This window comes from Arcicella sp. GW821-FHT09D11 (assembly GCF_059416265.1).
Map to the genome: position 1 here is coordinate 229,138 of NZ_JBWKOV010000001.1, position 24,969 is coordinate 254,106.

Sequence of the window (24,969 nt, forward strand, 5' to 3'; positions counted from 1 at the left end):
TCATTTATCGTTAATAAAATTATAGTCATAAAAACTTCTCAGACTCTCATCATCTGAGCTAAAAACTTCTTTGAAAGTACCAATTTGTGGAAATTTTCCTTTCTGCAACATCGTCACTTTATCGGCAGTTGTTTTAGCACAAGTAAGGTCATGAGTAATAATTATTGAACTGGTTTTATATTCCTGCTGTACTTTTACAATTAAGTTATTAATTTCAATAGAGGTAATAGGGTCGAGTCCAGAGGTAGGTTCGTCATACAACATAATCTCTGGTTTCAGAATGAGTGTCCGTGCAATACCAATACGCTTTCTTTGTCCTCCAGATAGCTCTGAGGGCATCTGGTTGATCGTTTGAGACAACCCTACTTCATGCAATACTTCCTCAATGGCATTGTTTACTTCGCTTTTACTTAAATCACGCTTATTTCTTACCAGTGGGAACTCTAAGTTCGCTCTTACGCTCATACTATCATACAAAGCGCTATTCTGAAAAGAAAAACCTATTTTCATCCTCAGTGCTCGCAAGTCTTCACCACTGAGTTTATCTATTTCCTGCCCCAGAACCTTTACAGTACCCGCATCTGGTTTTAATAAACCTGATATTATTTTGATTAACACCGATTTCCCAGTTCCCGAGCGTCCCAATACGGCCACATTTTCACCTTTGTAAATGGTCAAATCAATGCCATCAAGCACTTTTAGCGTATCAAAAGATTTTTTCAAATCCTTGATATCAATTACGATTTCCTTATCTATGGTTTTATCTTTCATTCCTTTTTACCTAATAGCATTCACAAATTGTACAATAACCATTTCTTCTACGAAAATTAAAAACATGGATATTACTACTGCCGTATTAGCAGCTTTGCCCACCCCTTGCGTACCATTTCCTGCATGATAACCTTGATAGCAGCCCGCTACGCCAATGGTAAAACCATAACAAATGGCTTTGAAAATAGAGGCATAAATATCTAAAAAGGTAATGTTAGCAAAAGCACTTTTAAAAAAAGCAACAAAACTGGTTAGCTCGGTTTTGTGGATATTTAAGTAAGAGCCCATCATACCTACAAAACCTGTGTATAAAACCAAAATAGGAATCATGATTGTAATGGCGGTAATGCGGGTTACTACCAAATATTTGAATGGATTGGTGGCTGATACTTCCATCGCATCAATTTGTTCGGTTACTTTCATCGAGCCTAGTTCGGCTCCCATGTTAGAACCTACTTTGCCTGCCGCAATTAATGACGTAACCAATGGTGCCAAGGCTTTAACGATAGCAATAGATATTAATGAGGGCAACCACGAGGTGGCGCCAAAGTTTGCCAATGATGGGCGAGACTGCTTGGTAAACACGATGCCCGTGATAAAACCTGTTAAAGAAATTAAGGCTAGTGACTTATAACCAACCAAATAACATTGATTAATGATTTCCTTGAATTCAAAAGGAGCAGAAAAAGCTTCTCTGAAAAATCGAAGAATAAACATATAGACATTGTATAAATCTATAAAAAAAGCATCTATCTTTTTTGAGATAACGTATTTTTTCCCTACTACAACTTTTGACATTTCTGAATCTGTTTTCATAAAATCTCATTCCCTATACCAAAGGGAGTTAAACGGTATATAACTTTGTTAATGAAAGTAGTTAGGAAAGGATAGGGCTTTCAAGGGTATATTAGCATTACAAACATTTATTTTTATTTGTAACAGTTATACTATTTAGACCTTCCCCGAATAAGCTATGCATTAATATCGTTATGTTATTAAACTTATTTTTCAGTACTGATAAAACAAACAGATGGCGATATTAACATTGATACGGCACGGACAATCGTCCTATAATTTAGAAAATCGTTTCACTGGAAATGTAGACGTAGCATTGACTCCTTTAGGAGAACAAGAAGCTTTGTCGGCAGGAAAAAAGATTAAAGCAATCAACTATAATATTGCTTATACCTCAATGTTGAAACGTGCTCAGAAATCGTTAGCAATTATTCTACAAGAAATCCATCAAAAAACTATGCCAGTTGTTAGAAATGGCGCTTTGGATGAACGCAAGTATGGAGATTTGCAGGGGCTCAATAAAGAAGAAACAGCCAAAAAGTATGGAGAAGAACAAGTATTGATTTGGCGAAGAAGCTTTGCTGTTCGTCCACCCGGAGGAGAGAGTCTGGAAGATACTTTTAATAGAACTGTTCCCTATTATCAGTCAGAGATAGAACCAAAGCTGAAAAATGGAGAGAACGTGCTGATAGTAGCCCATGGGAATAGTTTGAGAGCCTTAATGATGTATTTAGAAAAAATTGATAATGAAGCAATCTCGAAAGTAAATCTTCCAACAGGTTCGCCAAGGAATTATACATTTGATGGACAACTGAATATCCTGAAAGTTGAATATTTATGAAGTATATTATTCGCTTAGTTGGCTCTTCACCTTATTGTAATCATTTTCAATGAAAGACAACTGCGTAGCAATCATAACGACGTATTTATCTTCAAGGGTTTTCAGATAGTCGTCAAGTACTTTTTTGTATATTATTAGAGCAATATTTTCTCCAAAAATACACGACTGTACGATAGATTTATTAGCATGATTTGTAAACCATGTTTTGATTTCCATCCAAACTCTTAGGAATTTAAAAGCGGTTTTGGTTCCTTTTATAGGTTCGCCTCCTAGTTGTTCTACTTCCAGAATAAGGGCTTTGTTATTTGCTTTACTTGTTTGAATACAATGCGTAAACAAGGTTTTTAAGGATGTATCGAAGGTTTCATTAAAGGCAGTTTCATAACCTACTATGCGGTCATTATTTACTTGAATAAGTTTATTGAGTGCGTCAATCTTTTCTGCCTTTTTCAATGGTACGTGTGGAGGAATAATGGAGGTTTATTTTAATAAGGCTTCATCACATTTAGCACGAAGAATATTAAAAAAGTTTGAGGTGTGAATTAGTCAACGCATTCACTAGCTCACACCTCAATAAATAATTAAAGTAAAAGAATCAACAATAAAACAATAATGATAATTGCACCTGCTGAAAGGTAAACGCCTCCGCCTACTTCTTTCATAGATTTTTTGATAGAACGAACTTCTTGTCGTAAGGCTTTCTTTTCAGCCGAACTCATGTTCGATTTATCCATTGCTTTTATTTCCTCTAGCCTATTCATCATAGACTTTACCTCGGCTTCCACCTCGGGAGATGCTGCTTTTTCAGTTTTTACTTTTTCTAGTTCAGAGGTCTCTGCTTGTACCGAAACAGGCACCACGAGCATGAATAACAGTGTAATTAAGAAATAGTTTTTCAGGTTTTTCATCTTTTGTTATTTTTTAAGTACTTGGTTTATAATATGTATTCGACTATTTAATTACCAAATTTTTATGCCAGATTAAGTAAAATTCAGATGATTTGCCGTTTTTTTTAATATTTTTTTAAAAATTTTTCTATTTTTAAAATCAATGATATGACTATTGCTATAATATTAATTATTAGACTTTTATTGAGAGTGAAATTAGTTATCATTACCAATTAAGACCTTTGATAATTGGTAAAATAAGATTTACGAAATTAAAGACCCATTTGTTATACATTAGCTAATGTATAGTCATAATTATCAATACCAGAATTTTTATTTCTCAATATGATTCCAGAAGATTCTAATTCAAGAAGGGTTTTTAGGAAAATATATTTAAATTTTAAATCAGATTTTAGTACTGCGTTATTCATTACAAAGCTAAATAGTCTATTTACTTCAAAACCCATATAAATAAAATCTTTAGTAACATTATCAAATTCATAGTCAAAATCAAGGATACTAATAGAGTCTTTCTCAAACCTGCATCCATTACCATGAAAACTAAATCTAATTATTCCATTTTCAGATTCAAACAAACCAGAAGCTGGAATAAGTCCTTTTCTCTTAGCCAATAATGGAGACAATTTAACATTAAACTTCTGTTTAAGTAAATCATTGAAATTATTTACAGTTGCCTCATATTCTAAAATTAAGTTATAAAGTATTGATGAGTTTGTCATTTTATAGAAGAAGCTCTTAACTGTTTAATTATATAGCCTAAATCTTTAGCTTAGGAACAAATCGATTAATGTGGGTATTCCTTTTATTATTGATTTTCTCGATTTTCTCCAGTAGCAACCCCAATTAATAAAAAACTAAACTATCATCAATTTCATTACCTGTTTCGTTTTCAATATATATACTTACCAATTTCTTTATCATCTGCGTATAGTTTTAGACTTACTTCCAATAAGTAACTATAAGAAATGTTTTTATGAAACACAATTTTTATATTATTTTCTATTAATAATATAGACTCAAAGGGCACACTAACTTCCTCTTTTAAGAATCCATTGTCCTTATTACCAATACATTCTTTATAGTTTTGCTTGGCTTTATAATATAATAAAGCAAGATATTGTTCATTAATTTCAATATTCATTTCTAGTATTTTAGTGGCTCATTATTTTATCAAAAGATGTGAACATTATCTAAGAGATTTACATAAATGCTAGTATCCCTAATCTTCCCCAATATTTTTATTTCATAGGCCAAATCAATAATATTAATTTGGACATTATGATGTTGCCAATATTTCATCATGCTTTAATTGCATATTGATAATTCTATCTTCTGCAATCCAACTATTCTTACCTATTACATAACCGCCCGCCACAATAAAGTATACATTATTAGATGATTTAATTTCAAAGACTTTATAGCCTAAACGTTCTTTGTAATGTTGAAATCTATCGGGTATGTTAATCACCATTTCATTTAAAGTAATATTTGGCAGAAAATGAGGAATATCTATATATGCGACCGCAAAAAATTCTATATCAATATTAAAACTCGTGTTTTCTGACCATCCTTCTTGATCTTCAAATTTTATCTCACTCCTCAAAATTAGTGTAGAGTGACTAACAGTATATGCCCAAATCTTAAAGCTTCTGTTACTTAGTATATTCATTTTTGTTCGTTTTTATCGATTAAGAACAACATTGTACAACTGATATTCTACTGGTTATGCTTGATTTATTTTGAAAGGCAAATCAAGCAATAAATTAATAAAAAATTTAATCTGTATCTGCTCTATTTGTGTTATTTATATCATTATGCACTCCTAGAACACAAGCCGTGGTCAAACAGCATAAAACAAAAAAAGGAGCCACAATAAAAAATTGCAACTCCTCTATTTTCAAATGTCGGGATGACAGAATTTAAATGGTAACGACCGCTCATCTTCAATCATATCATCCTCTCAAAAACTATTATCTATTCATGGAAACCAAGAACTCTTCGTTGGTTCTAGTACCTTTCATTTGTTGTTGTAAAAACTCCATCGCCTCTACAGAATTCATGTCGCTCATGTGTTTTCTCAGAATCCATACTCTTTGTAGGGTTTCTTTATCCATCAACAAGTCTTCACGACGAGTACCTGAAGCGGTAACATCAATCGCTGGATACATTCTACGGTTAGATAACTTACGGTCTAGCTGTAATTCCATGTTACCAGTACCTTTGAATTCTTCAAAAATTACTTCATCCATTTTTGAACCTGTATCTATCAACGCTGTAGCGATAATTGTTAACGAACCACCGTTTTCTACATTTCTGGCAGCACCAAAAAAACGTTTCGGTTTGTGCAATGCATTGGCATCAACACCACCTGATAAAATTTTTCCTGAAGAAGGAACGACTGTATTATACGCACGTGCTAAACGGGTGATAGAATCTAGTAAGATTACGACATCGTGTCCGCATTCAACCATACGTTTGGCTTTCTCTAAAACAATACTTGCTACTTTTACGTGGCGTTCAGCCTGTTCATCAAAGGTAGATGATATTACTTCTGCCCTAACGCTACGTTGCATATCTGTCACCTCTTCTGGACGTTCGTCTATCAACAAAATCAATAAATAAACTTCTGGGTGGTTTTTAGAAATAGCATTCGCAATTTCTTTCAACAATACCGTTTTACCTGTCTTAGGCTGGGCTACAATCATCCCACGTTGACCTTTACCAATTGGGGCAAATAAGTCCAAAATACGGGTTGAATATTGGTCTGGGCGAGAAGAAAGTTTTAATTTTTCTTCTGGGAAAAGAGGTGTTAAATATTCAAAAGGAATTCTATCTCTGATTTCTTCAGTCGTTTTTCCGTTGACAGATTCTACTCTTAAAAGGGCAAAATACTTCTCTCCTTCTTTAGGAGGGCGAATCGAACCGCGAACGGTATCTCCTGTTTTTAAACCAAATAGCTTGATTTGCGAAGGTGAAACATAAATATCATCAGGCGAAGCTAGGTAATTATAGTCTGCTGAACGTAGGAAACCGTATCCTCCATCTTGCATAATTTCAAGCACGCCTTCATTTTCAATGATGCCATCAAACTCACGAATGGCTTGATTATAGATTGGTTTTTTGAAGTTACCGTTATTGTTCTGTCGAGCCACTTCATTGCTCCGTACTTCCTGTTCTTGTGGTAAACCACCCGTAGGCTCATCAGGGGTAATAAATGATGTATCAATAGCAAATTCTTCTTCTACTTCAATGGGGAAATCTACGATTGGATCTTCATCAAATTCATAGGCTATTTCTGTTACTACCTCAGGTTTAACTTTTATCTCTTTTACTTCTTTTGTCAGTTTTACCTTAGGTTGTTCTATAGGGCTTGTTTTGGGTGTTGCGCTTTTAGCACTCACTGCTATATTTTCAGCATCTTCTTTAGAAATACGCTGTCTTTTAGGACGAGGACTATCTGAAGCTGCTCCGGAATCTTTCCTCACTTTTCGTTCTGTTTTATTATCGTCTTGCATAGTATCTTTGCTGGAAGGTTTGCGGCTTTTTGTGGGCATTACCGCCTGTTTATCAAGAATTTTGTAGATGAGTTCTTTTTTTGGAAGGTCATTAACATTAGAAATGGCATATTCTTTGGCAAGCTCATGAAGCTCAGAAATAAGCATCATGTCTAATTCTTCAATTTTGTACATAAGGGTTAATGAATAGACTATCTACAAACAAAGTCTTTCTAAATTGTGGTTAAAAAATATTAATAAAAAACATCTTAAAAAAGATTGTCAACTTTAAAGTCAAATTTGGGAAATATTAGAATGATGTGGATGTATGATGTTAAGTATTTAATAATCAAAATCTTAACGGAAGAAACACACAGGATTGTGAATTGTTCTGCAATGATAATTCCATTATTTTAAATAATCAAATATTTTTGCTTATTTTTTATTACATTTTTTTTAACATTCTAATAATCAGTACCGTCACTAGCGTATTATATTTTCAAAGCCTAAACAGATATTCTTATTTTAGGATTTATCTTTTAGCAGGATTTAAATTGATAATTCATAGAATCTTATTAAAAAGGGTTAAACTTTATGATAAACTTTTTTAATTGGGAATCCCCTGTTATTTTTGTGTCATCAAACCAGAATATCACGGAAAAAATGAATCGCAAAAATATTTTAGCTATCGCCAGTATCGCTTTGTTAGCCATCGCTTGTGACTATCAAAAAAATAATACCATCAAACAAGCAGACCTTCATGAAGGAGATGAATATGTGTATGGTGTACATCCAGATTCTGCTGCTCGTCAGACAAAAAATAAATATACAGCAAAGCCTGAAAACGAAGTAAGAGCAATCAAAATTCGTGAAAAACTATTCAATGATAGTACGGGTACTAAAAGTAATTAATCTTTACTTCTTGGATATAATTTCTACCTAATATTACATCTCAAAAGCGTTGCAAATCACATTGTGACGCTTTTCGTATTTCTTAACTTTGAACCAATATAATGAACATAGCTCTTGTAACAGGCTCTGCTGGATTAATCGGCAGCGAGGCAGTCGCTTTCTTTTCAGACAAATTTGATTTAGTAATAGGTATTGATAATAATATGCGTCAATACTTCTTTGGTAACGAAGCCTCTACTGCTTGGAACCGTAATCGTTTGGAAGAACAATATTCTAATTACAAACACTATCAAGCTGATATTCGTGAGGTTCCTCAACTAGAAGTAATCTTTAAAGAATACGGTACTGATATCAAGTGTGTGCTACATACTGCTGCACAACCATCACACGATTGGGCGGCAAAAGAACCTTTCACAGACTTCTCAGTGAATGCTAACGGTACATTAAATATGTTGGAAATGACACGTTTACATGCACCAGATGCTGTTTTTATCTTTACGTCAACGAATAAAGTTTATGGGGATAATCCAAATTATTTACCATTAATCGAAACTGAAACACGTTATGAGATTGACGCAAGTCACCCTTATTTTGAAAACGGTATCGACGAAAATCATAGCATTGACCATACGAAACACTCATTATTTGGTGCTTCTAAAGTAGCAGCCGACGTATTGGTGCAGGAATATGGTCGTTATTTCGGCATGAAAACAGGTATTTTCCGTGGAGGTTGCCTAACAGGACCAAACCACTCGGGTACTGCCCTACATGGCTTCTTGTCTTACCTGATGAAATGTGCTATTACTGGTAATCACTACACCATCTTTGGCTATAAAGGCAAGCAAGTGCGTGATAATATTCACTCTTATGACTTAGTGAATATGTTCTGGAATTTCTATCAAAACCCTCGTGCTGGCGAAGTTTATAATGCTGGTGGTGGACGATTTGCCAACTGTTCAATGCTTGAGGCTATTGCTATTTGTGAAGAAATGACAGGCAAAAAAATGAGCTTTAGCTATTCGGAAACCAATAGAATCGGCGACCATATCTGGTACGTTTCTGACCTTTCTAAATTCAAGTCTCATTACCCGAATTGGAATTGGACTTTCGGATTAAACGAAACTTTACAACAAATTCATGATGGTATTGCATCTCGTTTATAAGAGATTCAATGCCTTTGATTTCGCTTTAAAATATTTAATTAAAAGATGAATCCGTTTGCTATCAAACGGATTCATTGTTGATAGCAATGAAACTTAGTGTAGTAATTCCAGCATATAACGAAGAAGAGTCAATTCCTGAAACGTTGAGGTCATTATATCATACCCTTCAAGAAAATGGTATCGAGCATGAAATTTGTGTAACAAACGATAACTCAAAAGACCATACGGAGGCTGTTTTACAAGCACTACAAAAGGAGATTCCTACATTAGTTTATTATACTAACAAAGGCCCTAACGGTTTTGGCTATGCTGTTAGATATGGCCTTGAACGTTTTACTGGTGACTGCGTAGCGGTAATGATGGCAGATATGTCTGATGACCCTAACGATTTGGTAAAGTACTACAACACCATGCTTGAAAAAGACGTTGATGCCGTTTTTGGAAGCCGTTTTATGAAAGGTGGAAAAATAATAGATTACCCACCTTTGAAACTTTATATCAACAGAGTAGCCAATCTTATCATTCGTTTTTTAGTAGGTATCAAATACAATGATACTACCAATGCCTTTAAATTATACAAAAGAGAAACCATTGAAGGCATTAAACCATTCATGTCTCCACACTTTAACTTAACAGTAGAATTACCCCTAAAAGCCTATGTTAGAGGTTATTCTTTTGCGATTGTCCCTAATAGTTGGACAAATAGAAAGTATGGAGAATCAAAACTAAAAATCAAGGAAATGGGAAGCAGATATTTCTTTATCTTGCTTTATTGTATGATTGAAAAGTTCTTTTCGCGGGGAGATTATAAGAAAAAATAATCAAACAAATAGTGATTTCAACCACGTAATCTGGAAAATTAGATAACTAAAAATAATACCCCAAGATACCGCAAAAAGTAGCATTGTAAAGAAAATCTTTGCGAAGGGTACTTTAAAAGATAAAGCTAAAAGTGTTCCACCGATTGGTGTAAAAAATAATGGAGTAAAACAAGCAATACCCCAAATGCCTAGTTTTTTCCAGATTTTAACAGCAAACCTTGTTCTTTTTGAAAACAATTTTGGTTTTGATTTTCGATATTTAGCTATTAACGTTTGAATTCTTTTTCCTAAAAAAGTGATTAAGGTTACAGTAGTCATCATACCAATGATACAACAAATAGCTGTTTCCCACCAAGTCAATCCCAATAAAATTCCAGCGATAGGGCCATTAAAAAATTTAATGGCTGTTGCAAGCATTACGGTAAAATATTTCCCAAAAGTCATAATTAATGTGTTAGTAGTTGTAAGTCAAGTATTTATACTTTTTATTGATTAAATCTCCTCATGAAATTATTTAATTTTCAATCAATAATTTTAAACTAACTTGCGAAGGTATTAATTGTAAAATGAAATGCCCAAACCTTAATAAAATTATGTATCAAAAATTACGATTTTTTACTCTTTTAGTTTGCTCCTTTGCAAGTATTTATGCTCAAGCACAAAGTGTTTTCGTTCCTCTAAATCAAGACTATTATCATTTAATAGATCGCTATGAAATAAAGCGTGGAAAATTTTCTGAGGGTTTTCATACTACTGTCAAACCTTATACGCGCAAGGGTGTCGTACAATTGGTCGATAGTGTTTGGGCAAGCAATTCGATGATTTTGTCAGACAGAGATAGGTTTAACCTTGAATATCTTGAAAACGATAGCTGGGAATGGAAAAACAACGATACTACGGGCAATAGCAAAAAGCCTTTCTGGAAAATATTTTATCAAAAAAAGGCAGATGCTTATTCTAATTCCGACGATGTTCTTGATTTACACGTCAGCCCTGTACTTAATTTAGAATATGGTGCGGTATCGGGCGGTACTCAGAACAGTACAAGTATAAATACTCGTGGTGTCGAAATTCGGGGAATGATTAATAGAAAAGTAGGCTTTTATACTTTCATTTCGGAAAACCAAGCTTTTATTCCTGACTACGTAAAGACTTTTGTCGATTCTTATAATCAAAATGAGTTCAGACAAGCCGACCTCCGCCTACCTGGAATGCCCGGTGAAGGATTGACTAAGTCCTTCAAAAATAATCCTTATGGTACAGATTTCTTTGCAGCAAGGGCTTATATTACTTTTCAAGCTACTAAAAATATCCAACTACAATTCGGGCATGATAAGAATTTTATTGGGAATGGCTTCAGATCAATGTTACTTTCGGATAATGCTGCTCCTAATCTTTTTCTTAAAATCAACACCCATATCGGGAAGTTTCAATACCAAAATCTTTTTACGCAGCTAGTCTATACGGGATTACAACCTAACAGCCAGATTTTCCCCAAGAAATACATGGCGATGCACCACCTTAGCTTAAATATTTCTAACAATTTAAATATTGGTATCTCTGAAAGCATTATTTTCCAACGTGATAGCACAAATGGTGATAGATTCGATTTGAATTATTTGAATCCTGTGATTTTTTATCGTTCAGTAGAAAGTTTTCAAGGTAGTGGCGACAATGCCCTTATTGGCCTAGATTTTAAATGGAATTTTGCTAAGCGTTTTTCAATCTATGGTCAGTTAATGTTAGATGAATTTATTGCTAAAGAGATTTTCAAATCATCAGGATATTGGGCTAATAAATATGCGTTTCAAGCTGGAGCAAAATATATTGACGTATTCGGAATAAGTAATCTAGATTTCCAGACTGAAGTAAATGGTGCTCGCCCATATACTTATAGTCATTCCGACGGTTCAAATTATACACAGTATAACCAAGCCTTAGCTCACCCACTTGGAGCCAATTTTGTTGAATGGTCTAATATTATTCGTTGGCAACCTCTCAAAAAACTTAATATCATTGCAACGATTATTTACGCAAAATTCGGCGAAGACAGAACTCCAACTGAAAACTGGGGAGGAAACATTCAAAAAAGTTATGATACCAGAAGTAGAAAAGTACTTTATGGTGATGATTACGGTAATATTATCGGACAAGGTAGAAGCACCAATACGATGATTTATGATGTAAGGGCATCGTATCAATTCAAGCATAATTTTTTCATAGACTTACACTTGCTGAGTCGTAATTACAAAAGTGGCAATCCTTTATTGGATTATACCAATACGATACAATCTTTTGGTATTCGCTGGAATCTTCCTTATCGACAAATGTTATTCTAAGGATTAATAGCCATATTCGGTGGTAAAAAGAGCATAGTCTTGTGACTCGTTATGAAGTCTGTCAAAGGAAGTCACACAATAAATATAACCACGGTATTTTTCCACAGAAGTATCGTTAAAAGTATTGCTTTTACCTATGTAAATTATTTTTACTGCCTTTGATAAGTCTGGCTTTTCTCCTTTTTCAAAACGATATACGACAAAATAATTATTTTCGTCACCATCGGTAGCCTTTTCGCCAGGTTGCCAAGTTAATACAGGGATTCCCTCATCATTTTTCACAACAATTAACTTTTGGGGGGACAAAGGTGGAATGCTATCTTTCCAAGGCATCGCTGGAATAATGGCTGGATAACGGTAATAATCATTCCGTAGGGAATCTTGAAATCCTCCGTAGTTTTCGGTTAAACTTTTTGAACTGAAAAAAATACTTCCTTGAATTGTCGGGTTCGCACGGTTAAATTTAATCTGCTTCGGGGCTTCTGTTAATAACCACCCTGCTTTAATTTTATAGATTCCATGCCCGATATACAGGTGCTTGCCAAAGGTATTTTGCCCCCACCACAATGCTAGCTCGTTATAAGGTATTTTACCATGAGCTTGGTCAAAATAAATTTGTGGTGCAATATAATCTATCCATCCCTGTTGAAGCCATTTACGTGTATCGGCGTATAAATTATCATACGACGTTTGTGAAGCATTGGTCAGTGAGCCTGTGGGATTTTTGGTGCTATAGTTTCTCCAAACACCAAATGGGCTAATGCCAAATTTCATCCTTGGCTTCACTTTTTTGATGGCTTCGCTAATTTGGTAGATTAACGAATCAGTATTACTCCTCCGCCAATCTTTGATATTTTTGATACCTCCATTATATTTTCTAAAAGTCTCCTCATCTTTCAACACTCCCCCTGCTACCTCATAAGGATAAAAATAATCGTCGAAATGGATTCCATCTATATCATAGTTTTTTGCAACCTGTACTACGATGTCAGTGATGTATTGTCTTACTTCGGGAATACCAAAATTCAATAGTTTTTGTCCATCATACACCAACATCCATTCTGGTTTTGTTACGCTGATATGGTCTGGAGCAATCGTTTTCCCTTTTTTGAAAGTAGCACGATTAAGGTTTAGCCAAGCATGAAACTCTAGGTTTCTGCTATGGGCTTCTTCAATCATAAAATTGAGCGGGTCATAAAATGGTGTGGGAAATTTACCTTGCTGACCTGTCAGAAATTCAGACCAAGGCTCGGTACTTTTGGCATAATAAGCATCGCAAGCATCACGCACTTGTACAAACACAGCATTCAGGTTTGATTTCTTATGCTCGTCTAAGATTCGGGTGAAATCTTGTTTTTGAAGGTCTGAATCATATTGACCATATTTTGGCCAATCGATATTCTCTACGGTAGCTATCCAAACTGCTCTAAATTCGTGTTTCTGAGGTTTACTCAGCTCAGGACTCTGGGCATTACAGCTAAAACAAGTAAGGCTAGAAAAAAATATCAGTATAAATTTATTAATCATCATATACGAAACAAGAGGTGAGATTTCTTAAATAAAAACATTGTCTAAGAAAATCCTGTGAAAAAAGGCTAAACCGTATTCACACAAAAATAATGAATTATCACCTAAATCGGTAATTCGGGTAAAACTCTCTGGTTCTAAACGAGAAAGCAGTGTATATATTCTTGAGGTGTCAAGAATATATACACTGCTTTTACTAACCTTAATTGCTAATACTATTTAGTCTTCCAAGGTAAACATATAACCAACACCTTTAAGGGTTTTGATATAATGCTCAGGAATCTTTTCTCTTAATTTTCTAATATGAACATCTACTGTTCTTTCTACCACGTACACATCTGCTCCCCATACTTTTTCTAATAATTCGTCGCGGTTGAACACTTTATTAGGATGTTTGGCCAAGAATGAAAGCAATTCAAATTCTTTTTTAGGCATTACTAAAGGGCTTCCATCATTCAATACACTATAGTTTGTACGATTTATCACCAGTTGGCCTATTTCAATTTTCTCATCATTTTCAATCTGCTGTGCATCACGCCTAAACATCGCTTTTATCCTGCTTACCAACGCCCTAGGTTTAATAGGTTTCACGATGTAATCGTCTGCCCCTACATCAAAAGCTGCTACTTCTGTGTATTCTTCCGCACGAGCCGTAAGGAATAAGATATAAACCTCTTTGAACTCTGGAATCAGACGGAGCTGTCTTGCCGTTTCGATACCATCCTGACGGGGCATCATAACATCCAGTAAAATCAAATCTGGTTTGAAAAATTTTGCTACTTCTAAAGCTTGAATGCCATCCAAAGCTGATTGAATTTCAAAACCTTCTTTCTGAAGATTATATTCTAACAACTCAATGATGTCTGGATCGTCATCAACCAGTAAAATTTTGGGAATAGGTAATGCGTTTGCCATATTTTCGTTTGCAGCAATCCATAATTTTCATTAAGAAAACCCTAATTAAATACTTCTTCTGCTCAATTGTTAATGCAAAATTAATAAGCTCAATATTACGGAATTGTTAAATCTAAATCATTGAATCTTTACAGAATCCATGAAAGCAAACATAATGAGGCATTTAAGCAAATTATCATTGGACATTCTTTGAAAATGAAAATGATTATTTGGTATCACCCTCCATTTATCATTTTTTTTCAATGTCAATTTTAATTATTTCCCCTTGCTCATTTGTTACCAATAGCGTATTATTTGTTAAAAAGGTAATGGCTTCTGATTGTTGAAAAGCCAAAAGATAGCATTTTTGGGGATGTTTGAAGTCTATTACATGATTTTTGATTTTGAAAAATACTACTTTGCCATAGGTTATAAGGGCAAATGTTTTTTCGTCGGGGCTTATTGCTGCGCCAGTCACCATAGCATTAATTAATACTTGCCCTTTAGGCAACAATGCATAATTCCCAGCCTTGGTCGGAACGGCATACATTTTCACAAAATCATTGCCTCGGTTTTTTGAAAATAAATATAGGCTATCGCCATGCACAAAAAATGCTTCGCAGTCAAAATTTTTATCTGCTTTATCTGGCGGAAAACGCTCTTGGTCAGCATAATGAAAAGAAATGGCTTCCGTATGAGTAGGATTGTTTTCGTTTACTTTATAAATCGTTAGATTTCTTCTGGTGTTACTATTATTACCGATGTCTCCGATATATAAATTCCCATTTTTATCTCTGGTGATTTCTTCCCAATCCTCGCTTTCAATATTATTAAAGTGGATTGTAGATAAAAGCTTTCCATGCATATCTACTTCATAAATTTCAGGTTTACCTCCGCTGTCGTTATGCGTCCAGAAGGTAGTGTCCTTAGCGCTTTTTGTAATGCCCGAGCTTTCATTTACTTCGGGAGCTAATTTCCCAAGGGATGTTATTTTATAAAAATTACCTCCTTTCGAAAAATCACTTTTACTGCTTTCTTTATGACAGCTACACAATAGCAATTGAAGATTGAACAACCATAAAACAATTTTTGAATGGAACATAATAATAGGGATTTAGATTAGTCCTGAATTAACGATTTTTTTAGCAAAACAGAATCAAATCAGTACATTTATCGTTATCATTGCGTGAAATTTAATTAATCAGTAGTTAATTGTTTCCATAATAAAGCAAAATAATATGGTTTTATTTTATGCTTTTACAAATATCAGGTTAGTTTGCTAATAAATATTTGATAACCGATGTCTCAACCGTTGCCCAATAGTTTTTTAGAGGCTCTTTGCCAAAAACATTCAAAACCCAATACTTTTCCCTCTACTTCGACGGTGAAAGAATTGTTTACCGACATTTTGTTGGCAATGTTTCCAGAACAAACACAACGCCATTTTGGCTGTGTTGACGAATTGCAAGAAGCCTTTGATCAAATTCAATTGAGGCTCACCCGTGTATTGCGGTCTATGCAACAACATCTTGAAGAGGATGCCCGTACTTTGGCAGAGGCTTATATTCAAAAACTTCCAGAAATTTACAGAGTACTACTAACAGATATACAAGCCATCATGATGGGCGACCCAGCCGCCCAAAGCGAATACGAAGTAATCAGGGCGTATCCAGGTTTTTATGCCATCTTCTTTTATCGCCTTGCTCATGCTTTATTAGAGATGAACGTACCTATTGTTCCTAGGGTGCTGACAGAGTATGCCCACTCAAAAACGGGGATTGATATTCATCCTGGTGCAAACATAGATGAATATTTTATGATTGACCACGGTACTGGTGTGGTAATTGGCGAAACCACCACCATTGGTAAACATGTAAAACTATACCAAGGTGTTACCCTCGGAGCATTATCAGTTAGCAAAGAAATGGCTTCGCTAAAACGTCACCCTACGATTGAAGACCACGTAGTAATCTATGCTGGAGCCACGATTTTGGGTGGAGAGACCGTAGTAGGGGCAAATTCTATCATCGGAGGAAATGTTTGGCTTACCCGTAGCATTCCTTCATTCACAAAAATATATCACCAAGAGCAGGTAAAAATATTGCAGTAACATAATTGAATGGCAACACTCTTAGACTTAGTTGGCAATACGCCAATTGTTGAATTAAACAGAATAAATCCGAATCCGAATGTTAAGATTTACGGAAAACTAGAAGGACATAACCCAGGGGGTTCGGTAAAAGACCGTGCTGCCTATGGAATGATTCGCGGAGCTGTAGAACGTGGCGAGATAAAACCTGGCACAAAATTGATTGAAGCTACTTCTGGCAATACAGGTATTGCCCTAGCGATGATTGCTCGATTATACGACCTTGACATTGAATTGGTAATGCCCGAAAACTCTACACGTGAAAGAGTATTAACGATGGAGGCTTTCGGAGCTACCGTTACCCTTACGCCTGCTAGTGTAGGCATTGAAGGCTCAAGAGATTATGCTGAAGCTAAAGTAAAAGAGGGTGGATTTTTTATGTTAGACCAGTTTTCTAATCCTGATAATTACATGGCTCATTATCATTCTACTGGGCCAGAAATCTGGAAAGATACCAATCAGCAAATAACCCACTTTGTGAGTTCTATGGGTACCACAGGAACAATAATGGGTACTTCTAAATTTTTGAAAGAAGTAAACCCTGCTATTCAGATAGTAGGTTGTCAACCGACTGAAGGAGCAAAGATTCCGGGGATTCGTCGTTGGGAAAAAGAATACCTCCCTAAGATTTTTGATGCGTCGAGAGTTGATAGGATTATGGATATTTCAGAAACAGAAGCACGTGCTATGGCTAATACGTTAGCGAAAGTAGAAGGAGTATTTGGAGGAATGAGTAGCGGTGGGGCTGCGTCAGCCGCTGTTAGATTAGCACAGGAATTAGAATCGGGCGTTATCGTTTGTATTATCTGCGACCGTGGCGACCGTTATCTTTCAAGTGATTTATTCGGAAGCTAAGACTAATTAAGAGTTGTGAATTGTGAGTTTTGAGTGTAAAAATAGCTCATACTTGTCAATCTCATTTACACAATAATATTGTTTTTTCATTAACTACTTAGTAAAAGGTATTTGTTTTTGAACATAAAAAAAGCCTTGCTGTGAAGCAGGGCTTTTTTGTTTTATTTGCGATATGATAGTAAAACGCCAGATGATATATTTTTGTTTCATCATTGAAAAATTATTAAACTATTTTTCAAAATAAAATTAAATATTTTCAAAGCGGTATTTAAAAGCCCTCAGTTCTATAAAAAAGAGCAAGTATCAACAAATTTTCGGAACTTTGTATTTATTAATAGTATCAAAATTTGAAAATCCAAGATTAGCATGCGTCTTCATCGCCCATTAGTGATAGCAACCGTAAAGGCTCTGCAAGAAATATTTTTTGTTAAGAATCCTCGTCAAGCCGACCGAGTAATTGAACAGACATTGAAATCGAACAAGCAATGGGGTAGCCGTGACCGTGCCTTTATTGCCGAAACTACTTATGAAATTGTCCGCTACTGGCGTTTAATACTTTTCTCGAACAATCTTTATGAAGATAAACTGAAAGCTCCTTACTTCTGGCAAATTGTTGGCTCATGGTTATTAATCAAAAAACGTTTGTATCCAAATGCCGATAATGTCGAGTTCTTGCCAAAATGGGACGAATTTTCGCATATCCAAGCGGGCAAAATATTAGACCGCTTTGAAGAAGGTATGTTGATTCGCAAAATTCGTGAATCTGTACCCGACTGGCTTGACCAACTATGTGAAGAAGAAATAGGCGATGAAAAATGGTCGGAAGAAATCATGGCCATGAACGAACAAGCACCCGTAGTATTAAGAGCCAATAGATTAAAGACCAATCAGGATAAATTACAAGATTTGTTGGATGCTATCGACATTGAAACCATAGTACCAGAAGGTCTGCCAGATGCGTTGATATTAAAACAACGCCAGAGTATTTTTAGAACTGATTATTTCAGAGAAGGATTCTTTGAGGTACAAGATGCAGGCTCGCAATTGATTGCCCCATTCTTGGATGTACAGCCTGGCATGAGAGTAATAGATGCTTGTGCTGGTGCAGGGGGGAAATCGCTTCACCTAGCGGCTTTGATGGAAAACAAAGGGAAAATTGTAGCGATGGACGTGGAGGAATACAAGTTGGTTGAGTTAATGAAAAGAGCCAAAAGAAATGGTGTAGATAATATAGAAGTAAAATTGATTGAGCCTAAAGTATTGAAAAAATACGAAGCCAGTGCCGATAGATTATTGCTTGATGTGCCGTGTTCAGGCTTAGGAGTTATCCGTAGAAATCCTGATTCTAAATGGAAATTGACGCCAGAATTCATTGATAACCTCAGAGTAACCCAATGGAATATTCTTACTGAATATTCTGCGATGCTGAAAAAAGGGGGAAAAATGGTTTTTGCTACTTGTAGTCTTTTACCTTCTGAAAGCGAAAATCATATTAGACGATTTATGGCTGAGTTTGGAGATGAATGGGAGTTCTTAGGCGAACGCAGAACCTCTACTGCTAAAGAAGGCTATGACGGCTTTTATATGGCTTGCTTACAGAAGAAATAAAGGTTAATTTGAAGATTTGAAAATGTGTAGATTTGAAAATGAAGCTGTTTAAACTTTCCGTTTCTGAGGTGAAAGTATTGTATTTTTGAATTGATTTTTTCAAAATTTGCGAAGCATAGCATCGCTACGTTGAGTAAATTTTGGAACAAGCTATTCTAAAAGACTTAGTTTAACCCAAAAGGGAAAGTTTAAACAGCTTCAATATAAAAGGAACGAATATATCAAGACTTTTTGTTTGAATAGTAAGTGATTTGTCACATTTTCAAATTAACTTATCTTCAAATTTTCAAATGCTGTTTTCATCAACTATCCTTTAATTACACAATGAAAAAATTAATCATTTTATTTTTAATCACACTGATTGGGCAAAACGTAGATGCACAGGTAGCTACTCGTTGGCGAGCAACTATTCAGACCGACGGTGGTTCATTACCTTTTGGCCTTGAGATTAAACCTACTAAAAACAAAAAAAAGTTTGATGTGTATGTATTGAATGCTACTGAAAGATTCAAAACAGATGAAGCTACTTTAGAAGGCGATTCGCTGATTATTCCAATTTCATTATTTGATGCTGAAATTATAGCGAAGAAAGGTGATAAGAACCTTACAGGCTTTTATCGTAAAAATAAGGGTCGTAAATCTTTTGCTCAATCTCCGTTCCAAGCTACTTTAGGATATGCGTTCAGATTCAGAACCAACAAAATGGCGATTCTTGGTAATACTACAGGTAAATGGTCTGTGAATTTTATCAATGCTGAAACTCAAAAAGCTAGTTATGCTGTGGGTACTTTCCAACAAAAAGGAACTACCGTAACGGGGTCGTTCTTGACAACTACTGGCGACTACCGCTATATGGATGGCAATATTGTTGGCGATAGCTTGTTCCTTTCTACTTTCGATGGCTCCCATGCTTTCTTGTTAAAAGCGAAAGTTGAAGGGGATAAAATTACTGGTAAATTTTATGGAGGCATTAAAGGATTCAGAAACTTTGAAGCGAAAAGAGATGACAATGCAAGCCTGCCTGATTTAAGTAAAATCACTTTATTGAAAGATGGCTACGATCGTTTTGATTTCTCATTCTTAAATGAAAAAGGTGAAAAAGTATCTCTTTCAGACAATGCTTATAAAGGCAAAGTAGTAGTAGTCCAAATTTTAGGCTCATGGTGCCCAAACTGTATGGACGAAACTAATTACCTAGTGCCTTTTTATAATAAAAACAAAGCACGTGGTTTTGAAGTAATTGGCTTAGCCTACGAAAAATCGACCGAAACAGAATTCTTTAAACAGAAAATGGCATTACTTCGCAAACGCTTTGGAATTGACTATCAGTTATTAAATGCTGGGCTAAACAATTCAGAAAGTGCTTCACAAAGTTTGCCATCCCTCAACCAAGTTATAGGCTTCCCTACAACCATCATATTGGATAAAAAAGGAGTCATTCGCTTAACACACGCAGGTTTCTCTGGCCCTGGTACTGGTAAATATTATACTGAATGGGTGAATGAATTTGAAAGCACGATAGATGAGTTGATTAAGGAATAATAATAAATTTTCTATTAGTCGGTGACTTAAGTCTTATCAATTACTCATATATCTATAAGTGCTAATCATATTCTTATTCCTAGCGAGGGACTTAAGTCCCTCGCTAGGAATAAGAAATGGCTATGACAAGAGACGACCAAAGCTCGGTTTGAAAGGCGATTTAAGCCTATTCAAACCAATTTTATCAATAATCACATCTTTATTTCAACTTTTTAAACGATGTGGGTAATTGATAAGACTTAAGTCACCGACTAATAGAAATTCATTTCTCATCTCCCCTTTTTAAAGCAACATCTTTTGAAATTAATGCAACAAAGCATAAATCAACAAATAAGCCCCTACCCCAGCAAAATATCCTAACAATGCTGTAAAGCTAATTTTACGCATATACCAAAGAAAATCTATTTTCTCCATACCCATCACCGCTACACCTGCTACCCAGCCAATAATCAAAACACTTCCCCCTGTACCAGCACAATAAGCCATAAATTCCCAGATTTTTGAATCTGTCGGGAAAATTGCTAAATCATACATACAGTAAAGGTAGAATAAAATCTATTTTAATTTTAAAGATTCACAATTTTGAAAAGCCTTTATTAAAAATACGAACACCAAAACAAGGGAAAAATGCAAGATTTTCATTCACTATTTACAAAATACCAGCAGAAATGCTCAATAAATTCCTTTTTTTCTTTCGCATCCCATAATACTCTTCTAACTTTGTGGGATTTAATTTTTTAGTAATGAAAGTTCTTCCATAAAGGCTTTCTGATTTCCATAAATAAATTCTAGCAAAAAATGAGTTCAATAGTATCGCTCGCAGACCGCATTAATGCACTGGAGGAGTCAGCAACGCTCGGGATGACAAAAAAAGCCCGTGAACTTGCTGCTCAGGGACACAAAGTTATCAGCCTTTCAGTAGGCGAACCAGATTTCAAAACCCCAAAGCACATTTGCGATGCCGCCAAAAAAGCCATTGATGATGGTTTCCATGGCTATTCGCCTGTAGCTGGTTATCCTGACCTTCGCAAAGCGATTGCTGATAAGCTCAAGCGTGATAATAATATTGAGTGGAACCCTGAAAATATTGTAGTTTCTACAGGAGCGAAACACTCTTTAGCAAACGTAATTTCTACGTTGGTTAACCCTGGTGAGGAAGTAATTATTTTTGCACCATACTGGGTTTCTTACTCTGAAATGGTAAAATTAGCAGAAGGTACTTCTGTGGTAATAAATGGTGCTTTTGATAATAACTTCAAAGTAACACCTGAACAATTTGAAGCGGCTATCACACCAAAAACGAAATTGGTGATGTTTGCTTCGCCAAACAACCCAACGGGTTCTGTTTATACTGAAGCTGAATTAAGAGCTATCGGTGCAATCGTAGCAAAACATCCAAATATTTTTGTGATGGCTGATGAGATTTATGAATACATCAACTTTACAGAAGCTGGACATTTTTCTATCGGTTCAATCCCTGAAATTAAAGACCAAGTTATTACTGTAAATGGTGTTGCTAAAGGTCATGCCATGACGGGTTGGAGAATTGGTTTTATCGCTGCGGCGAAATGGATTGCTGATGGTGTTGAAAAACTACAAGGACAAGTTACTTCTGGCACAAATTCTATCGCTCAGAAAGCCGCTACGGTAGCTTTCAATGGTACTTTAGAGGAGGCTTACAAAATGAAGGAGGCTTATCTTCGTCGTCGTGATTTAGTAGTAGGTCTTTTACGTGAAATTGAAGGTTTCAAAGTAAATATGCCTGATGGTGCATTCTATGCTTTCCCAGATGTAAGTTATTACTTCGGAAAATCAGACGGTACAACTACGATTAAAGATTCTGATGATTTCTCAATGTGGATATTAGCAGATGCTTTTGTAGCTACTGTAGCTGGAACTAGCTTTGGTGCTCCAGACTGCGTTCGTATTTCAACAGCGGCTGCTGACGAGCAATTAATTGAAGCTTGCGAAAGAATTAAAACTTCGGTAGCTAAATTAAAATAATAACTTTTCAGCATATCTGAAAACAAAAGTCCACAAGGTATTTACCATGTGGACTTTTGTTTAATCTAGTAAATTACCTATTTATAACCCTTCTTTAAGCCCTGAGGCTTATTTTCTTCTACTAAAATTATACCTAATCTCCCTATTAAAATTTGTAATTGATACTTTTATAAACAATATCTTACACTTATGGAAAATTTATATTAAATATCAATTTAATGAAATTTGTTTTGATTAATTTGTGACGTAATGCCTAACCATTAATGTAAAGTAGTATGGGAAAGAAAAAAATATATTGGACAATTCAACTGACTTGTTGGAGTCTATATATTGTTTATACAACAAGTGAGTATATCTATTATAAAGCAAACATCAATACCGCCATTATTTCTGGCCTTACCAACTTATGTATTTTTATCATTGGTACGCATCTTTATTATTTGGCTGTCAATAACAAACAAATAGAATTATTAAATTGGCATAAGTTTATCGTATTTCCTATTGCGACTAATTTTCTTATTTCAATAATAGTTTATAGCGTCAACTTATTCTTTTGGAATATCACCATTCCTTATTCAACAAATAGCGATACAGACTTTTTAGGACATGTTTTTCATTTTGTTAAAACATTCAGATTAATCATGCCTTGGTTTATTTTTTATCATGGAATTAAGTTTGCAAAACGCTCTATCAATGAAGAAAAAGCCAAACTGGAGGCAGAAATGCATGTAAAAGAAATAGAGTTAGTCAGTTTGAGAAGTCAGCTAAACCCACACTTTTTATTCAATTCTCTCAACAGCATTCAGGCCCTTACCTTAACGGAACCTAAACTAGCCCGAGATGCTACGATGAAGCTTTCTGATTTATTAAGGGTTTCTCTGTCGTTTTACGATTTAAAAGATATTACCTTTAACGAAGAACTCTTGCTGGTTAAAAACTACCTAGACCTTGAAAAAATGCGTTTTGACGAGCGGCTGAATTATAAAACAGATATTAGTAAAACTGTATTATTGGCTAGGGTTCCACCGATGTCCTTACAATTATTAGCCGAAAATGCAGTAAAGCATGGAATTAGCAAACATAAAAACGGAGGGAATATTACGGTGTTTGCTCACAAAAAAAATAATATACTAATATTTGGCATTCAAAATACTGGCACAATTTTGGCGGATAACTCTGAACATAAGACAAGAAAAGGAATTGGACTTGAAAACCTCAATAAAAGACTTCTTATCAATTATGGACTAAAAGATGCGCTTACTATTGAATGTGAAAATAATATTGTAACAGCTCAGGTAAGCATTCCATTTAAGATATAGTTTTTTTATAAAGTTGTTTTTTCTATCCCAAAAAACTATATTTCAACGTTAATCAAAAAAAATTAACGAGAAAATTGCTAATTAACACGTTCATATTCCTTGAAAATGAAATGTAATTTGCTATATTAGCGGAAAATACTAGGTAAGTACTAGAACTACCCCTGAAAGGCTCACAGGTGATGACCTATATTAATTATTGCAAATCAGTTAAGCGAGATGGCTAATAGAAAACCTTACTCTCCAAGAGCTGTTGACCGCCAAAATCAAGACTTGTCCAATATTAAGCCAATGAGTAAGAAAATTAAGACTATCTTGGTGGATGACGAGAGGTTAGCTCGCCAAGAATTAAAGTATTTATTACAAGATTATCAGGATATTCAAATAATTGATGAAGCTGAAAATGTGGACGATGCTATTGAAAAAATCCATAGACTACAACCTGATTTAATTTTTTTGGATATTGAAATGCCTGAAAAAAACGGATTCGATTTATTGGATGAGCTTGAGTTCATTCCTAAAATTGTATTCGTAACAGCATACAACCAATATGCTATTCAAGCTTTTGAATCGGAGGCAATGGACTACCTATTGAAGCCCATGAAAGCCGAAAGACTTGCGAGAACGATAGAAAAAATCCGTGCTGAAATTCAACAAACACGAATCTCTGAAGCGGTATCTGAGGGGCGACTTCCACCTGATAAAAGAATATTCTTGAAAGATGGAGACAAATGTTACTTTGTACGTCTTACTGAAATATACATGATTGAATCTGTGGGGAACTATTGTCGTTTTCATTTTGGGAATAACCGACCGATGATTCACCGTTCGCTGAACAAAATTCAGGAGCGTTTAGACCCGAACACATTTTTCAGAGCTAATCGCCAGCAAATTATCAATACTGAATACATTGCTGAGATAGATTCTTACTACAAAGGCGGCATGAAAGTAGTACTAAACAATGGAATAGAATTGGAGATTTCAACAAGAAACTCTGTTGCGTTTAAAGACATGATGGGTATTTAGTACA

The 24,969-nt window shown here is 35.1% G+C and carries 24 protein-coding genes and 1 pseudogene; 12 read left to right on the forward strand and 13 right to left on the reverse strand.

Features of this window, described 5'->3' with window-relative positions:
* Complete coding sequence (locus AC07N0_RS00845) at positions 1–771, reverse strand: ABC transporter ATP-binding protein (protein ID WP_492800342.1); 771 nt, start codon at positions 769–771, stop codon at positions 1–3.
* 6 nt (positions 772–777) lie between these two features.
* The gene (locus tag AC07N0_RS00850; protein ID WP_494587762.1) at positions 778–1,587 is read right to left on the reverse strand and encodes an MlaE family ABC transporter permease; all 810 of its coding nucleotides are present in this window, start codon (positions 1,585–1,587) and stop codon (positions 778–780) included.
* Positions 1,588–1,801: 214 nt separating this feature from the next.
* On the opposite strand from AC07N0_RS00850, the gene AC07N0_RS00855 reads away from it, so the two are divergent.
* Positions 1,802–2,407, forward strand: a complete 606-nt coding sequence (locus tag AC07N0_RS00855; protein WP_494587763.1) for a 2,3-bisphosphoglycerate-dependent phosphoglycerate mutase — start codon at positions 1,802–1,804, stop codon at positions 2,405–2,407.
* Between the two features lie 6 nt (positions 2,408–2,413).
* Here AC07N0_RS00855 and AC07N0_RS00860 read toward each other — a convergent pair whose 3' ends face one another.
* The 6 genes from AC07N0_RS00860 to rho form a co-directional block, all read right to left on the reverse strand.
* Positions 2,414–2,860 carry a PA2169 family four-helix-bundle protein gene (locus AC07N0_RS00860; RefSeq protein ID WP_494587764.1) on the reverse strand — a complete coding sequence of 149 codons (447 nt, stop codon included), beginning with the start codon at positions 2,858–2,860 and terminating at the stop codon, positions 2,414–2,416.
* 128 nt (positions 2,861–2,988) lie between these two features.
* Positions 2,989–3,315 carry a hypothetical protein gene (locus tag AC07N0_RS00865; RefSeq protein ID WP_494587765.1) on the reverse strand — a complete coding sequence of 109 codons (327 nt, stop codon included), beginning with the start codon at positions 3,313–3,315 and terminating at the stop codon, positions 2,989–2,991.
* Positions 3,316–3,581: 266 nt separating this feature from the next.
* Positions 3,582–4,034: a DUF6896 domain-containing protein gene (locus tag AC07N0_RS00870; protein WP_494587766.1), complete on the reverse strand. Its 453-nt coding sequence runs from the start codon at positions 4,032–4,034 to the stop codon at positions 3,582–3,584.
* 170 nt (positions 4,035–4,204) lie between these two features.
* Positions 4,205–4,456: a hypothetical protein gene (locus AC07N0_RS00875; protein WP_494587767.1), complete on the reverse strand. Its 252-nt coding sequence runs from the start codon at positions 4,454–4,456 to the stop codon at positions 4,205–4,207.
* Positions 4,457–4,591: 135 nt separating this feature from the next.
* On the reverse strand, positions 4,592–4,984 hold the full coding sequence (locus AC07N0_RS00880; RefSeq protein ID WP_494587768.1) for a hypothetical protein: 393 nt from the start codon (positions 4,982–4,984) through the stop codon (positions 4,592–4,594).
* 301 nt (positions 4,985–5,285) lie between these two features.
* A complete protein-coding gene (rho, locus tag AC07N0_RS00885) occupies positions 5,286–7,004 on the reverse strand; it encodes a transcription termination factor Rho (protein WP_494587769.1) in 1,719 nt (572 codons plus the stop codon).
* A gap of 399 nt (positions 7,005–7,403) precedes the next feature.
* Here rho and AC07N0_RS00890 point away from each other — a divergent pair, with 399 nt between their 5' ends.
* The 3 genes from AC07N0_RS00890 to AC07N0_RS00900 all read left to right on the forward strand — a co-directional run bounded on the left by AC07N0_RS00890 (position 7,404) and on the right by AC07N0_RS00900 (position 9,705).
* Positions 7,404–7,721, forward strand: a complete 318-nt coding sequence (locus AC07N0_RS00890; protein ID WP_492800349.1) for a hypothetical protein — start codon at positions 7,404–7,406, stop codon at positions 7,719–7,721.
* Positions 7,722–7,822: 101 nt separating this feature from the next.
* Positions 7,823–8,884 (forward strand): NAD-dependent epimerase/dehydratase family protein, encoded by a 1,062-nt coding sequence (locus AC07N0_RS00895; protein WP_492800350.1) that lies wholly within the window; start codon positions 7,823–7,825, stop codon positions 8,882–8,884.
* A gap of 86 nt (positions 8,885–8,970) precedes the next feature.
* Entirely contained in the window at positions 8,971–9,705 is a 735-nt protein-coding gene (locus AC07N0_RS00900) for a glycosyltransferase family 2 protein (RefSeq protein WP_494587771.1), read from the forward strand.
* On the opposite strand, the gene AC07N0_RS00905 is transcribed toward AC07N0_RS00900, so the two are convergent.
* Positions 9,706–10,149: a small multi-drug export protein gene (locus AC07N0_RS00905; RefSeq protein WP_492800352.1), complete on the reverse strand. Its 444-nt coding sequence runs from the start codon at positions 10,147–10,149 to the stop codon at positions 9,706–9,708.
* A gap of 149 nt (positions 10,150–10,298) precedes the next feature.
* Here AC07N0_RS00905 and AC07N0_RS00910 point away from each other — a divergent pair, with 149 nt between their 5' ends.
* Positions 10,299–12,044, forward strand: a complete 1,746-nt coding sequence (locus AC07N0_RS00910; protein ID WP_494587772.1) for a capsule assembly Wzi family protein — start codon at positions 10,299–10,301, stop codon at positions 12,042–12,044.
* Between the two features lie 3 nt (positions 12,045–12,047).
* Here AC07N0_RS00910 and AC07N0_RS00915 read toward each other — a convergent pair whose 3' ends face one another.
* The 3 genes from AC07N0_RS00915 to AC07N0_RS00925 all read right to left on the reverse strand — a co-directional run bounded on the left by AC07N0_RS00915 (position 12,048) and on the right by AC07N0_RS00925 (position 15,567).
* Entirely contained in the window at positions 12,048–13,574 is a 1,527-nt protein-coding gene (locus AC07N0_RS00915) for a glycoside hydrolase family 10-like protein (RefSeq protein WP_494587773.1), read from the reverse strand.
* Positions 13,575–13,790: 216 nt separating this feature from the next.
* Positions 13,791–14,486, reverse strand: a complete 696-nt coding sequence (locus AC07N0_RS00920) for a response regulator transcription factor (protein ID WP_309914109.1) — start codon at positions 14,484–14,486, stop codon at positions 13,791–13,793.
* 229 nt (positions 14,487–14,715) lie between these two features.
* Complete coding sequence (locus AC07N0_RS00925; RefSeq protein ID WP_494587774.1) at positions 14,716–15,567, reverse strand: SdiA-regulated domain-containing protein; 852 nt, start codon at positions 15,565–15,567, stop codon at positions 14,716–14,718.
* A 198-nt stretch (positions 15,568–15,765) separates the two neighbouring features.
* Between AC07N0_RS00925 and AC07N0_RS00930 the strand changes: the two genes are divergently transcribed.
* From AC07N0_RS00930 to AC07N0_RS00945, 4 genes are all read left to right on the forward strand, one after another.
* Positions 15,766–16,575 carry a serine O-acetyltransferase gene (locus AC07N0_RS00930; RefSeq protein ID WP_494587775.1) on the forward strand — a complete coding sequence of 270 codons (810 nt, stop codon included), beginning with the start codon at positions 15,766–15,768 and terminating at the stop codon, positions 16,573–16,575.
* Between the two features lie 9 nt (positions 16,576–16,584).
* Positions 16,585–17,469 (forward strand): cysteine synthase CysM, encoded by an 885-nt coding sequence (gene cysM / locus AC07N0_RS00935; protein ID WP_494587776.1) that lies wholly within the window; start codon positions 16,585–16,587, stop codon positions 17,467–17,469.
* A 366-nt stretch (positions 17,470–17,835) separates the two neighbouring features.
* On the forward strand, positions 17,836–19,077 hold the full coding sequence (locus tag AC07N0_RS00940) for an RsmB/NOP family class I SAM-dependent RNA methyltransferase (protein WP_492800357.1): 1,242 nt from the start codon (positions 17,836–17,838) through the stop codon (positions 19,075–19,077).
* Positions 19,078–19,401: 324 nt separating this feature from the next.
* Positions 19,402–20,619 carry a peroxiredoxin family protein gene (locus AC07N0_RS00945; RefSeq protein ID WP_494587777.1) on the forward strand — a complete coding sequence of 406 codons (1,218 nt, stop codon included), beginning with the start codon at positions 19,402–19,404 and terminating at the stop codon, positions 20,617–20,619.
* Positions 20,620–20,922: 303 nt separating this feature from the next.
* On the opposite strand, the pseudogene AC07N0_RS00950 reads toward AC07N0_RS00945, so the two are convergent.
* A pseudogene (locus AC07N0_RS00950) lies at positions 20,923–21,153 on the reverse strand (sodium:proton antiporter); the annotation flags it as partial.
* A gap of 264 nt (positions 21,154–21,417) precedes the next feature.
* Between AC07N0_RS00950 and AC07N0_RS00955 the strand changes: the two are divergent.
* From AC07N0_RS00955 to AC07N0_RS00965, 3 genes are all read left to right on the forward strand, one after another.
* Positions 21,418–22,623, forward strand: coding sequence for a pyridoxal phosphate-dependent aminotransferase (locus tag AC07N0_RS00955; RefSeq protein WP_492800359.1), 1,206 nt, complete (start codon positions 21,418–21,420; stop codon positions 22,621–22,623).
* A gap of 275 nt (positions 22,624–22,898) precedes the next feature.
* Positions 22,899–23,942 (forward strand): sensor histidine kinase, encoded by a 1,044-nt coding sequence (locus tag AC07N0_RS00960; protein ID WP_492800360.1) that lies wholly within the window; start codon positions 22,899–22,901, stop codon positions 23,940–23,942.
* A 216-nt stretch (positions 23,943–24,158) separates the two neighbouring features.
* Positions 24,159–24,965, forward strand: coding sequence for a LytR/AlgR family response regulator transcription factor (locus AC07N0_RS00965; RefSeq protein ID WP_492800361.1), 807 nt, complete (start codon positions 24,159–24,161; stop codon positions 24,963–24,965).
* The last annotated feature ends 4 nt before the right edge of the window (positions 24,966–24,969 follow it).

What these genes read in the sequence shown, in the direction of transcription:
- cysM (WP_494587776.1), top strand. Translation starts at nt 16,585, where the DNA reads ATGGCAACACTCTTAGACTTAGTTGGCAATACGCCAATTGTTGAATTA.
- AC07N0_RS00925 (WP_494587774.1), bottom strand. Translation starts at nt 15,567, where the DNA reads ATGTTCCATTCAAAAATTGTTTTATGGTTGTTCAATCTTCAATTGCTA.
- AC07N0_RS00890 (WP_492800349.1), top strand. Translation starts at nt 7,404, where the DNA reads ATGATAAACTTTTTTAATTGGGAATCCCCTGTTATTTTTGTGTCATCA.
- AC07N0_RS00900 (WP_494587771.1), top strand. Translation starts at nt 8,971, where the DNA reads ATGAAACTTAGTGTAGTAATTCCAGCATATAACGAAGAAGAGTCAATT.
- AC07N0_RS00845 (WP_492800342.1), bottom strand. Translation starts at nt 771, where the DNA reads ATGAAAGATAAAACCATAGATAAGGAAATCGTAATTGATATCAAGGAT.
- AC07N0_RS00920 (WP_309914109.1), bottom strand. Translation starts at nt 14,486, where the DNA reads ATGGCAAACGCATTACCTATTCCCAAAATTTTACTGGTTGATGACGAT.
- AC07N0_RS00905 (WP_492800352.1), bottom strand. Translation starts at nt 10,149, where the DNA reads ATGACTTTTGGGAAATATTTTACCGTAATGCTTGCAACAGCCATTAAA.
- AC07N0_RS00930 (WP_494587775.1), top strand. Translation starts at nt 15,766, where the DNA reads ATGTCTCAACCGTTGCCCAATAGTTTTTTAGAGGCTCTTTGCCAAAAA.
- AC07N0_RS00915 (WP_494587773.1), bottom strand. Translation starts at nt 13,574, where the DNA reads ATGATGATTAATAAATTTATACTGATATTTTTTTCTAGCCTTACTTGT.
- AC07N0_RS00880 (WP_494587768.1), bottom strand. Translation starts at nt 4,984, where the DNA reads ATGAATATACTAAGTAACAGAAGCTTTAAGATTTGGGCATATACTGTT.
- AC07N0_RS00865 (WP_494587765.1), bottom strand. Translation starts at nt 3,315, where the DNA reads ATGAAAAACCTGAAAAACTATTTCTTAATTACACTGTTATTCATGCTC.
- AC07N0_RS00910 (WP_494587772.1), top strand. Translation starts at nt 10,299, where the DNA reads ATGTATCAAAAATTACGATTTTTTACTCTTTTAGTTTGCTCCTTTGCA.
- AC07N0_RS00870 (WP_494587766.1), bottom strand. Translation starts at nt 4,034, where the DNA reads ATGACAAACTCATCAATACTTTATAACTTAATTTTAGAATATGAGGCA.
- AC07N0_RS00945 (WP_494587777.1), top strand. Translation starts at nt 19,402, where the DNA reads ATGAAAAAATTAATCATTTTATTTTTAATCACACTGATTGGGCAAAAC.
- AC07N0_RS00965 (WP_492800361.1), top strand. Translation starts at nt 24,159, where the DNA reads ATGGCTAATAGAAAACCTTACTCTCCAAGAGCTGTTGACCGCCAAAAT.
- AC07N0_RS00895 (WP_492800350.1), top strand. Translation starts at nt 7,823, where the DNA reads ATGAACATAGCTCTTGTAACAGGCTCTGCTGGATTAATCGGCAGCGAG.
- AC07N0_RS00940 (WP_492800357.1), top strand. Translation starts at nt 17,836, where the DNA reads ATGCGTCTTCATCGCCCATTAGTGATAGCAACCGTAAAGGCTCTGCAA.
- AC07N0_RS00960 (WP_492800360.1), top strand. Translation starts at nt 22,899, where the DNA reads ATGGGAAAGAAAAAAATATATTGGACAATTCAACTGACTTGTTGGAGT.
- AC07N0_RS00955 (WP_492800359.1), top strand. Translation starts at nt 21,418, where the DNA reads ATGAGTTCAATAGTATCGCTCGCAGACCGCATTAATGCACTGGAGGAG.
- AC07N0_RS00875 (WP_494587767.1), bottom strand. Translation starts at nt 4,456, where the DNA reads ATGAATATTGAAATTAATGAACAATATCTTGCTTTATTATATTATAAA.
- rho (WP_494587769.1), bottom strand. Translation starts at nt 7,004, where the DNA reads ATGTACAAAATTGAAGAATTAGACATGATGCTTATTTCTGAGCTTCAT.
- AC07N0_RS00850 (WP_494587762.1), bottom strand. Translation starts at nt 1,587, where the DNA reads ATGAAAACAGATTCAGAAATGTCAAAAGTTGTAGTAGGGAAAAAATAC.
- AC07N0_RS00855 (WP_494587763.1), top strand. Translation starts at nt 1,802, where the DNA reads ATGGCGATATTAACATTGATACGGCACGGACAATCGTCCTATAATTTA.